Here is a 12480-nt window from a genome sequence, read left to right on the forward strand (position 1 = left end):
TTTACATTAATCCTTCGTCAGCAAAGCTAAAATAACTTCTTTCAGTTACAATTAGATGGTCTAAAACTTTTATTTCAAGGCTCTCGCCTGCTGTTTTTACTTTTTTGGTAATATGTTTGTCGGCATCACTCGGTACCAAAGTTCCCGACGGATGATTGTGGCATAATATTAATGCTGTTGCTCCCATTTCGAGTGCCATTTTGTAAACCAATCGAACATCTACTAAGGTTCCCGTGATTCCTCCTTTACTGAGTTGCGATTTGTAAATTACTTTGTTCGAATTATTCATGTAAATCACCCAAAACTCTTCATGCGGCAATTCACCAATTATAGGTTGCATGATCTCAAAAATAATTTTACTTGAAGTTACTTTGGTGAGCTCTGTGGCTTCCTCTGCACGCCTTCTTCTACCTAATTCTAAAGCCGCAATAATGGCAATTGCTTTGGCCTCGCCTATTCCTTTGAACTGGGTTAATTGTGCCAAAGATAATTTTCCTAGTGCATTTAGATTAGAGTCGACACTCGCTAAAATCCGCTTGCTTAAAGCAACAGCCGATTCGTTACGACTACCCGACCCAATCAAAATGGCAATCAACTCTGCATCGCTTAAAACGCTTTTGCCTTTGAGCATTAATTTTTCCCGAGGTTTATCGTCTTCGGACCAATTGGTAATCGGAAAAAAAGATTGCTCCCCCATTTTAATATCCTTTAAATTGTTTTACGCATACAAACACTTAAATCTCGGCCCTCGTACGGAGGATAATTCTCTACTACATCAAAGCCAAAACTTTTATATAAAGCAATAGCTGCTGTTTGTTTAACCAAGGTTTCCAAAATTAAACTTGTGAACCCTAAAGCTCCTGCATTTTTTTCTAACTCCTGCAACATGTGCTGTGCAAGACCGAAACCTCGATGCTCAGGACTCACAAACATCCGTTTGATTTCGACCGAATTGGTATCGTACTTTTTAAAACAAGCACAAGCTACCGCTACATCATTTCTAAACACCACCACAACATTCGGATTGAATTCAATAATATTGTTGCCCCAATAATCCGCTTTTAGTTCAGGATACGTTTCCCACAAGCTTTGGTCTAACAAGCTCACTAATTTTCTGAAATCAGGATTGTCACTATTGGTATTTTCTAAACGATAGAGCGTATTCATCTTTTTGAATTATTGGATAATTTGTTTTACCTCATCAAAATTCAATCCGCCATAATTTCCTGAGCTCATTAATAGCAAAGCTGAATTATCTAAATCAAGGTTAAACAAATAGTCTTTAAAATCTTGTGGATTGGTATAAATCACTAAATCTTCACGATTGAAAGCCTTAGCAATTTGCTCGTAAGTTACCTCTTCTAACTGCTTAATTTTTACCGCATCAGGCGAATAAAAAACTACTGCAACATCAGCGTAATTTAATGCACCTTCATATTCTTTTAAAAATTCAGCATTCAAACTACTGTAGGTATGCAACTCTAAGCAAGCCACCAGTTTTCGGTTTGGATATTGTTCTTTTACTGCCTTTGTAGTTGCGGCCACTTTACTTGGCGAATGTGCAAAATCTTTATAGGCTACTTTGCCTTTACCCTCGGCTATTTTTTCTAAACGTTTAGAGGCTCCTGTAAAACTAGCAATGGCTTCATAGAAATCAGCTTCATCTACGCCCATGTTTTGGCAAATCCATTTGGCTCCTGCTAAATTATTTAAATTATGGGCGCCAAAAACTGCAATAGGCATCGCTCCATCAGGAGTCTCTAGTAAAGTTACTCCATCAGAAACTGTGTAATCAGGAGTGCTGTATGCCATTTTACGGATAGGATTAGTTGCCGCTTCAGCTACTCGTTTTACCTCAGGATCATTTTCATTGTAAACTAAAATACCTCCATTGGTTATTTTTTCGATAAAAATCTCAAATTGATTAACGTAATTTTCATACGTAGGGAACACGTTGATGTGATCCCAAGCAATTCCTGAAATCAAAGCAATATTGGGCTGGTATAAATGAAATTTTGGGCGGCGATCAATAGGTGACGACAAGTATTCATCGCCCTCGAGTACGATAAAATCATTTTCTTCGGTGAGATGTACCATCGTATCAAAACCTTCTAATTGTGCACCCACCATATAATCGACTGCAATATCATGGTAGTGCATTACATGCAAAATCATGGATGTGATGGTTGTTTTTCCGTGAGAACCACCAATTACGACACGCGTTTTATTTTTAGACTGCTCGTATAAAAATTCTGGGTAAGAGTAAATTTTCAAGCCAAGCTCTTGTGCTGCCAGCAACTCAGGATTGTCAGCTTTGGCGTGCATTCCTAAAATTACTGCATCAATATCTTGTGTAATTTTTTCAGGAAACCAACCTAATTCAACAGGCAAAATTCCTTTTTTTTCTAAACGTGATTTTGAAGGTTCAAAAATAGCATCGTCGCTACCTGTTACTTGATATCCTTTGTTCTGTAAGGCTAAAGCAAGATTGTGCATGGCACTGCCTCCGATAGCTATAAAATGTGTACGCATTCTGAAATTGAGTTTATAATTATTGGCTTAAACAAGCATTTTTTAATCTTGTTGTTTGCTCGAATAGGTTTCTAAAATAGTTTTTGCTTTTTCTGGTTCGCGCATTTTGTTTTTGTACAAACTAGCTAATTTTTGATAACTGGTTTTTGAACCGCCAACCTGTATGGCTTTTTTATATTGTACTTCGGCATTTTTATAGCGCTTAAAATACTCTTCAATGTGCCCGCGCGACAAATATCCATCTACAGGTGACAAGCGCAACAACTCATTCGAATATTTAATGGCTTTTGACTCGCTCCCTCCTACTATTCCGGGTAATTGAATGTACAATTCTATCAAAGCCCATCTTGAATCGATGTGTTTCGGATTGAGTGCTATTGCTTTTTCAAATGAAGCTTTTACCTCATCAATCATTCCTAACGCCCTAAATTTATTGGCATCTTTTGCTTTCATACCCAATGCACCGCCGTATTTATAAAAATAGTTTGCTTCTGAGGGCTTGCTTACCTTTAATTTTTTATAGTAGGATATTGCTTTATCCCACTCTTTATTTTGACCTGCAATATCTCCCAAATACTCGATTGCTTTTAGATCGTTTGGATTGTTTTTTAAACAAGATAAAAAACCCTCTTCGGCTTGGCTGTATTTGCCTTCTTTGAAGAGTTTTTCTGCTTTATCAAAATTAGACTGAGACCATATCATCGCTGGTAGCAATAAAAGTAAATAAAGAAATTGTTTCATAATTCAAAAATAGGTAATTAAAATAAATAAGAGCAACAATTTAAAAAGCAATCCCTTTTTAAAATCAAGACGCTTCAAAATCCTCTTCTTTGAAAAAAGGAATTACAAGCGTTGGTTGCAAAGTTCTTGCCAAATATTTGGAATCTAAAGATTGAAAAGTCTGAAGCCTTAAAAAATTAATGGTGGTTTTATGATTTTAATAACTTTTTATTACATTAGCTCAAAACATCAGTTTATGAAATCGTTACAAACTTGGTTCGAGGAATACAGTGTAAGTCATCAAAATGTGACAAATAAGCAAATCCATTACATTTGTGTACCTGTAATTTTCTTTTCGGTGGTAGGTTTATTCATGACCTTCCCTAACGAAATACTTGCTCCACTGGCTTCTATACATCCTATCACTGCTAATTGGGCATTTGTAGTGCTTGTTTTTGTATTACTTTTTTATTTTAGATTATCGTTCAGCATGGGATTAAAAATGCTACTTTTTGCAGCTATTTGCCTAGTAGGTAATTATATTGCTGCTCAATTTATTCCATTATTATTTTTCTCTGTAATTGTTTTTTCAGTTGGTTGGATTGGTCAGTTTTACGGGCACAAAATTGAAGGCAAAAAACCCTCTTTCATAAAAGATTTACAATTTTTGTTGATTGGACCAGCTTGGGTTATTCATTCGGTATTTGCCAGAGAGTAGTACAATTCCATACTCTAGTCACCTTTTTTAAACTAAAAAACTTCATAAAAGCGATTTTCTTAATTCAGTTAAGGAGATCGCTTTTTTATTTAGGAGCTTACATCAAAAAAAGAAGACAATACACTACTTTTATAGTATTCTTTTTGAGAAAAACTTTTTTATTAAAACAAAACTTCATTTATGAGAGGTATTCTTTTATTCTTGCTTTTAACCTGCACAGTAATGCAATCGCAACAATTTGACAAAAAATGGCAAGAAGTTCTTGCAAACGAAAATCAGGGTAAAATTAAATCAGCCTCTGTACTCGTTGATAAAATTTATAAAAAAGCAGTTCAAAATAAGAACGAAGAGCAAATTATCAAATGCTTTTTTTACAAATCAAAATACCTGCAGGTTCTTGAAGAAGATGCAAAAAGTCAAATCATTCATAATCTTAAAACTGAAATTAAGACCGCCAGCATACCTACAAAAGCAATTTTGAATTTAGTTTATGCAAAGTGTTTGAGCGATTATAACGAAGAATATGAAAACTTTGGGGTAGCCGTTGTGGATTCATCCTCAGTCGAAAATGAAAATAGCGTAAATCTAATTGATAGTGCAACAGTTAATAATTACAATACTTCAGAAGACATTGACAAAATATTCGAAAAAACATTAGAAAACGAGTCCCTTTTAAAAGCAATTCCTCTAACCAATTATGAAGCGGTTTTTAATTTTTTTAATTTAGAGAAATTAAAAAAAGAAAATCTGTTTGAGTACCTGCTAAAAGAGAACATTACTTTTTACCAAACAAAAATATATGAATGGCAGTTTGATGCGAAACAATTTGAAGCTTATAAAAATAATTTATTAGGAAACACTGATGCCTTTTTAAAATTAAACATTAATTTTATCGAAGATGAAAATTTAAAAAAGGTGCTTTCCTTGTATCAAAAGCTAGAAGCTGATGCACCAACTATTGAAAACAAATTAGAACGTGTACTATTTTGTTCTAACTGTCTTGTAAAATCTGATGAAAACTTACTGACTGCATTAGTTAACCTTGAAACACTACCAAGTGAGAATATTCAATCACAAAAAATTCAATTAGAAAAAGCCAAAACTTATGCAAATCTAGCTTCAAAAGAGGTACATCCTGATTATAATAATAAAGCTTTAGCCGAATTAGAAAGCGTTTTAAAAACTAATGATAGTTCAAACACCTTCAAACTGGCTCAACAAGCCAAAGAAAAACTACTGTCAAAAACCATTCAAGTTGAACTCCAACAAAACATTTACAATAAAGAAAACACAAGAGCATTCATTCGATATAGAAACACCAATAATTTAAAGGTTTCTTTTTTTAAAATAAGTAATAACAAAAAGGAAGAATTTTACCAAAAATACCAAAAAAGTGATAGTTTGGCAAACTACATTGTAGCTAATAATAAACCTTTTATAACAAAAAGCTACGAACTCATTGACAAAAAAGATTATTTTGAGTACACCACCGAGGTACTTTTACCACAATTAGAAACAGGTAATTATCTAGTCTATTTCGAAAGTGATAGTAACTCTAAAGAGAAAAAAGGATTTGGGTTTGAAACCATAACAGTTTCAAATATTTCAGTCTTAGCAAATACAAAAGATAACACTGAATATTACACAGTTTTAGATAGAAAAACAGGAACACCATTAGAAAATGTCACTATCAAATTGTTAAATAAAACCCTAAAAACAGATAAAAATGGACTCGCTTTTCACCCAAAAGAAAAAGACAATTATGCTAATAGTTATATACAATTCTCAACCAAAAATGACACCCTATTTATCCAAAAGGGATATTTAAACAACAGTTATGATTATAAAAAAATAGAAGATAAAAAAATTGTTAGAAAAGTTGAATTTTACCTGGACCGGGCTATTTACAGACCAGGACAGACGGTTTATTTCAAAGGAATTGCTATTCAAAAAAAGAATAACAAATCGAATGTTGTTCCCAATACTTCTTTTCTAGTTACCATTCAAGACTCTAATGACAACAACTTTAAAGATATTGAGGTTTCCACAAATGAGTTTGGTTCTTTTTCTGGTGAATTTATTTTACCAAAAACAGGCTTGACAGGAAGTTTTAGAATACAGGCAAAACACCCTGCAGCTTACACCAAAAATATGTTTTCTGACATTACAGGAGATGAACAACCTTTGTTAGAAAATGTTACTTTAGAAAACTCATCTACTTATTTTAGAGTAGAAGAATACAAACGACCAAAGTTTGAAGTTACTTTCGAACCTAAAAAAGAAAGCTTTCAAGTTAATCAACAGGTTACAGTAAAAGGCACTGCCAAAGCATTTGCAGGAAGCACTATTTCGGATGCCAAAGTAACCTACACCATAACTCGCTTCACGAATTCTTTCAGGAATTATTATAGTTATGAGCCAGAAGAAACTTTATTTAGTAGCGAAACTAAAACAGATGCTTCAGGCAAATTTGTGATTGATTTCACTGCAAAGCCGTCTAAAAATGCGAGTAAGGAACAGCTTCCTGTTTTTAATTATAGAATAAACGCAAGCGTTACTGATATTAATGGAGAAACACATACTGCCGTTACCACGATTAAAGTAGGTTACCATGATTTGGTATTGAATGCATTTATAGCAAACAGGATTGAAACGAAAAACAAAAATGAAATCAACCTGAGTAGCACAAATTTAAATGGAGAATTTAAAGCTACAAAAGGAGCAATTAAATTGTATTATGTAAGTCCGTTTGAAAATAAATTCAAATCTAGAGTTTTCACTAAACCCGAAATTGCTACTATTTCGGATTCCGAATTTGAAAAATTATTTCCTTACGAAATTAACCATTCTGAAACATCAAAAAAACCAACTGAAATTTTACTGTTTTCAAAAAAAATAGATACTGAAAAGGACAAAAATATCGCACTCGATTTCATAACTAATTATCAATCTGGAAACTATAAGGTTGTATTTTCGGCAAAAGATAGTTTTGAAAACCCTATCGAAACTATTTCTGATTTCTCAATTATACAAAGCAAAGACAAGTATAGCCCCAATAAGTTATTTACAATTAAGCAAATCAACAAAGACCCAAAAAACGATGGTTTTGCAACCATTGAGATCCACTCAGTAGTTGACTCATTACATATTCTTACAAGTGCCAATTATAAAAACGGTACTTTTTACGAACAAAACATTGTTTTAAAAAACCATCAAGCTACAGTTACTATTCCTCTTCAAAAGGATTTCGAAAAGTCACTCAAAGTTGGTTTCCAAAGTGTATTTGAGAACCAATATTTTATAGAACAACTAGAAGTAGAATTAAAGTCTGAGGAACCTAAAATAGAATTTTCAGTAGAAAGTTTTAGAAATAAAATTGAGCCAGGAAGTAATGAAAATTGGTCTTTTCAAATCAAATCATCAAACACTCTTCAAGAAGCTGAAATTTTGGCTTCAATGTATGACAGCTCTTTAGACCAGTTTACCAAAGCTCCATGGGAGGCATTAAATTTTAATGACTTTAGTAGAAATAATATCTACTTCAAAACAGGTTTAGGATTTGAGAATACGGATATCTATTTTCAGAATTTAAATTTAGATTACAATCCCTTAAATCTTCTAAATGAAGTTACTCGCCTAAAATGGTTTGGCTTTAATTTTAATGAATCAACTTATGGAAACGGACCGTCTTACTATGAAATAAAAGATAAAAAACTTGGAAGTGAAATAATTAAAGGAGACCCTGATGCAGTACTAACTGTAGAACCTAGGGTCACGGGTACCGCAGGAGCACTTCAAGAAGTGGTATATCCACCTGCTACAAAAGTAGACAAAATTCAGTTTGTCAAGCCGACAATGACTAAATCCGAAAAAATCATCATTCGTGGAGCGGCTAATACCTCGGCACAGTTAAATGCGCTTTGTATCGTTGATGGTGTACCTATGAGCATGGAACAAATTAAGGATATTCCATCAGCTGACATACTAAATGTTGAAGTCCTGAAGGATACTAAAGCCACTGCCTTATACGGCGACAAGGGCAAAAACGGAGTCATCATAATTACCACAAAAAATGCAATGCAAGCTTTAACTCAAGTAAAAGCAAGAACTAACTTATCTGAAACTGCCTTTTTTTATCCGCATTTGCAAAGTGATGCCAAGGGCAAAGTACAATTTTCATTTACTTCACCTGAAGCCCTAACGGCTTGGAAACTTCGTTTGATGGCGCACAATAAAGAAGCCGTTTCTGGCTTTTTAGAAAAAACAGTTGTTACTCAAAAAGAGTTAATGGTAACCCCTAACCTACCTCGTTTTTTTAGAGAAAAAGACAGTATCAGCATTACTGCCAAAATTGCCAACATCACAAAAGATCCAAAAGTTGGAATTGCAATTTTTCAATTGTATGATGCCACAAATATGCAGCCAATTGATTTAAAAATGGCAAATAGTAAACCGACCAAAAACTTTACAATTGCTCCCTTTGGTAATACCACGGTAAGCTGGAAAATCTACATTCCAGAAGGTTTGCAAGGTGTACAGTATAAAATTTTGGCTAAAGCAGGAGATTTTTCAGATGGCGAGGAAAACATTATACCCGTTCTAACAAACAACATGCTTGTCACAGAAAGTATTCCGGTTTGGGTGAGAGATAATTCTAAGAAAGAATATACCTTTACGAACTTAAAAAACAACTCTTCATCTACTTTAAAAAACCATCAATTCACCTTTGAATATACTTCAAATCCTACTTGGCTTGCCATACAATCATTGCCTTATTTAATGGAGTACGAACACGAATGTGCTGAACAAACCTTCGCTCGTTTTTATGCTAACGCACTAGCAACGAACATTATCAACAGCAACCCAAAAATTGCGCAAGTTTTTGATAATTGGCGTCAAAAAGGAACTAAAAACAGTCCCTTAGAAACTAATGAAACTCACAAATCCATTATGTTGGCTGAAACACTTTGGCTCCGTGATGCTACTTCCGAAGAAGAAAAAAAGCAAAGACTAGCCACTCTTTTTGATTTAGAAAAAATGAAAGCATCGCAAGAAGCTACATTTGACCAACTAAAACAAAAACAAAAATCATCAGGTGGATTTGCTTGGTTTGATGGCAGCGATGCCAACGAATACATTACCAGACATATTGTAGCTGGTTTAGGTCATTTACAAAAATTAAGTTCTGACGAAAAAACTACTGCAAGTATCAGCACCATTACAAAGACAGCGGTACCGTACTTAGACCAGCAGTTTTTGCAAAGCCATAATAGTAGCACTGCTAATAATTCCACTTTGATTTGGCGCAACCCGTATACCGAATTACACTATTTGTACAGCCGAAGTTTTTTCCTCAAAACAAATCCAACTTCGGATGCGCTGAACAAAACCATCAACAAATATCTTGATGCTGTTAAAAAAGAATGGCTGACTTATTCTTTGTATGAAAAAGGTTTAGCTGCACTTACCTTAAATCGTTTTGGCGAACAAGAAAGTGCCAAAAAGATAGTCGAAAGTTTAAAGGAAACAGCCTCTAATAATGAAGACTGGGGTATGTACTGGATTGCCAACAAATCAGGTTGGTATTGGTATCAAGCTCCTATTGAAACACAAGCTTTGCTCATTGAAGCTTTCACAGAGGTGACAAACGATAAAAAATCCGTTGATAACATGAAAGTTTGGTTGCTCAAAAATAAACAAACAAAAAATTGGCCAACCACAAAATCAACTACTGAAGCCATCTATGCATTACTCATGCAAGGCACTGATTGGCTGAGTGTCAAAGACAATACCGTCATTAAGATTGGAGACGAAAAAATACTGACCAAAAAACGCTCCGAAACAGAGAAAGAAGCTGAAACAGGATACCTCAAACTCACTTGGAAAGCAGCTGAAATCAAAAAAGAAATAGCTAATATCAGCATTCAAAACAAATCAAATGTTCCAGGTTATGGCGGAATTTATTGGCAATATTTTGAAGATTTAGATCAAATTAAAAGCAGCGATAATCAAAACCTCACTGTATTAAAAGAATTATATCTCAACAAGGATACGGCAAATGGCAAACAATTAAACAAAATCATTGCTGCAAATCCGCTACAAATTGGTGATTTGGTTACCGTTCGATTGGTGATAAATGCAAAAGAGCTTATGGAATTTGTACATTTAAAAGACATGCGAGCGTCTTGTTTTGAGCCTACCGATGTGCTTTCAACTTACCAATACAAAGGTGGATTAGGATTTTATCAAAGTACCAAAGATGCGGCAACCCATTTCTTTTTTGATAAGATTGAAAAAGGAACATATGTTTTGGAGTACACAGTTCGCGTGAACAACAAAGGCGATTTTTCGAATGGAATTTCGACCATTCAAAGTATGTACGCCCCAGAATATTCTAGCCATACCAAAGGAATTAGAGTTACCGTTAAAGAATAATCAAAAATAATTTCCTTTTAAAAAATCCGTTTTCTCGTGCAGGAAACGGATTTTTTTCATCCCATTTAAAGGAGCAACTCCATTAAAAAACTTCTAACAAACTCAAAAACAGTTACAATTCTAAATCATAACGCTAAACCAACATTGACATAACATTGTAAGAGTACATTCGTAAAAACTTTTTATGAAAAGAAAGCGAAAAATACCTTTAGTTGTTATCAGTGATGTTCACCTTGGTACGTACGGCTGCCACGCCAAAGAACTACTCCATTATTTAAAATCGATCAAGCCTAAAATTTTAGTTTTGAATGGCGACATTATAGACATGTGGAGCTTTAGCAAAAGTTACTTTCCGGCTGCACACATGGAAGTGCTGCGTTACATTATTAAAATGTCGAATATGGGCACCCGCGTAATCTACATTACCGGCAACCATGACGAAGCACTCCGAAAATATTCTGATTTTATACTTGGAAATTTAGAATTGGTTGACAAACTTGTTTTAGACCTTGACGGACAAAAAGCGTGGATTTTTCACGGCGATGTATTTGACTCTTCAACGCAAGGCTATGCCAAAATAGTAGCAAAACTCGGTGGCAAAGGCTACGACTTGCTGATTCTAATTAACAGTTTTATCAATTGGATTTTGGTATCGATGGGTAAAGAGAAACGAAGCTTCTCAAAAACGATAAAAAATAGTGTCAAAAAAGCAGTGGCTTTTGTGTCCAATTTTGAAACTACCGCAGCAGAAATCGCAATTGAAAAAAAATACAGTTATGTAGTATGTGGCCACATTCACATGCCAAAAAAAAAGATCGTCAAAAATGAGAACGGACAAGTGCTGTATTTGAATAGTGGCGATTGGGTTGAAAATTTGACTGCATTAGAATATCGAAAAGAAAAATGGCGCATTTACCACTATCGAAAAACAGATTTTATGATCGATGATTTACAAGAAAATCAAGTCACAACTGATATTGTCTCTAAAATTTTAGCGTAACAAGTCATAACAATTCGTGAGACGATTAAATAAACTCCTTATTTATGAAAATATTTTATGCCATACAGGCCACAGGAAACGGCCACATTAGCAGAGCAACACAACTGTATCCGTACTTAAAAAAGTTTGGCGAAGTAGATTTTTTTTTAAGCGGAAACAATGCAAGCCTCGATATTAATTTGCCTGTGGCGTTTAGAAGTAAAGGATGTAGTTTGCATTATAGCACTTGCGGAGGACTTCATTACTGGAACATTGCTAAAAATTTTAGACCCTTACAAATTTATAAAGACGCTAGTAGTTTACCTTTAAAAAATTACGATGTAGTGATCAACGATTTTGATTCTGTTACCGCTTTGGCCTGTAAAATTCAAAAAGTTCATTCGGTACAATTTGGACACCAAGCTAGTTTTGTATCTGACAAAACCCCACGACCTGAAAAAAAAAGTGTCATGGGAGAACTGATTTTAAAACACTACGCACCATCGCCTAAGCATATTGGTTTGCATTTTGAAAAGTACGATTCGTTCATACATCCGCCAATCATCAAAGATGAAATTGTAAATGCAGAACCAAAAGACCAAGAACATATTACGGTTTATCTTCCTTCATTTGACAAAGAATGTTTAGAGAAAGCCTTTAATAAAATGCCTACAGTACATTTTCATTGGTTTCTAGGAGATATTAAAGAAGCCTATACACTCGGGAATATTACCTATTTCCCAGTCAATCAACAACTATTCAACCACAGTCTTATTCATTGCCACGGAATCATTACTGGTGGTGGTTTTGAAACTCCCGCTGAAGCTTTGCATTTGGGTAAAAAGATACTTAGCATACCCATTCGCAACCATTACGAGCAAGAGTGCAATGCTACGGCTTTGCAACAATTGGGCGTACCTGTGCGCTACGATGTTGGAAAAGATTTTGAAATCACAATCGAAAATTGGCTGAACGCCTCGACAATATATCCTGCTATGCCAGCCAATTCTATTCCTGATACACTTCAGTATTTATTTGACACTTACCACGACTAACAATATTAATAGAACAAAACAATGTTAAACAAAAAAAGGAT

At 34.5% G+C, this 12480-nt stretch carries 8 protein-coding genes; 4 read left to right on the top strand and 4 right to left on the bottom strand.

Features of this window, described 5'->3' with window-relative positions; genetic code table 11:
* Window position 1: 1 nt before the first annotated feature.
* Genes radC through L1S34_RS12755 form a run of 4 tightly spaced genes read right to left on the bottom strand, consistent with a single transcriptional unit; the run spans window position 2 to window position 3273 of the window.
* The gene (gene radC / locus L1S34_RS12740) at window positions 2-697 is read right to left on the bottom strand and encodes a RadC family protein (protein ID WP_236364315.1); all 696 of its coding nucleotides are present in this window, start codon (window positions 695-697) and stop codon (window positions 2-4) included.
* 11 nt (window positions 698-708) lie between these two features.
* The gene (locus L1S34_RS12745) at window positions 709-1167 is read right to left on the bottom strand and encodes a GNAT family N-acetyltransferase (RefSeq protein ID WP_236364316.1); all 459 of its coding nucleotides are present in this window, start codon (window positions 1165-1167) and stop codon (window positions 709-711) included.
* A gap of 9 nt (window positions 1168-1176) precedes the next feature.
* Entirely contained in the window at window positions 1177-2532 is a 1356-nt protein-coding gene (locus L1S34_RS12750) for a UDP-N-acetylmuramate--L-alanine ligase (protein ID WP_236364317.1), read from the bottom strand.
* A gap of 42 nt (window positions 2533-2574) precedes the next feature.
* Window positions 2575-3273 carry a tetratricopeptide repeat protein gene (locus tag L1S34_RS12755; RefSeq protein WP_236364318.1) on the bottom strand — a complete coding sequence of 233 codons (699 nt, stop codon included), beginning with the start codon at window positions 3271-3273 and terminating at the stop codon, window positions 2575-2577.
* Window positions 3274-3508: 235 nt separating this feature from the next.
* Here L1S34_RS12755 and L1S34_RS12760 point away from each other — a divergent pair, with 235 nt between their 5' ends.
* From L1S34_RS12760 to L1S34_RS12775, 4 genes are all read left to right on the top strand, one after another.
* Window positions 3509-3970, top strand: coding sequence for an Mpo1 family 2-hydroxy fatty acid dioxygenase (locus tag L1S34_RS12760; RefSeq protein WP_236364319.1), 462 nt, complete (start codon window positions 3509-3511; stop codon window positions 3968-3970).
* 180 nt (window positions 3971-4150) lie between these two features.
* Entirely contained in the window at window positions 4151-10405 is a 6255-nt protein-coding gene (locus tag L1S34_RS12765; protein ID WP_236364320.1) for an alpha-2-macroglobulin family protein, read from the top strand.
* 184 nt (window positions 10406-10589) lie between these two features.
* On the top strand, window positions 10590-11405 hold the full coding sequence (locus tag L1S34_RS12770) for a UDP-2,3-diacylglucosamine diphosphatase (RefSeq protein ID WP_236364321.1): 816 nt from the start codon (window positions 10590-10592) through the stop codon (window positions 11403-11405).
* Between the two features lie 44 nt (window positions 11406-11449).
* Window positions 11450-12439 carry a glycosyltransferase family protein gene (locus tag L1S34_RS12775; RefSeq protein WP_236364322.1) on the top strand — a complete coding sequence of 330 codons (990 nt, stop codon included), beginning with the start codon at window positions 11450-11452 and terminating at the stop codon, window positions 12437-12439.
* Window positions 12440-12480: the final 41 nt, after the last annotated feature.

The sequence above is a fragment of the Flavobacterium sp. K77 genome, assembly GCF_021608205.1.
In the GTDB taxonomy this organism is placed as follows: domain Bacteria; phylum Bacteroidota; class Bacteroidia; order Flavobacteriales; family Flavobacteriaceae; genus Flavobacterium; species Flavobacterium turcicum.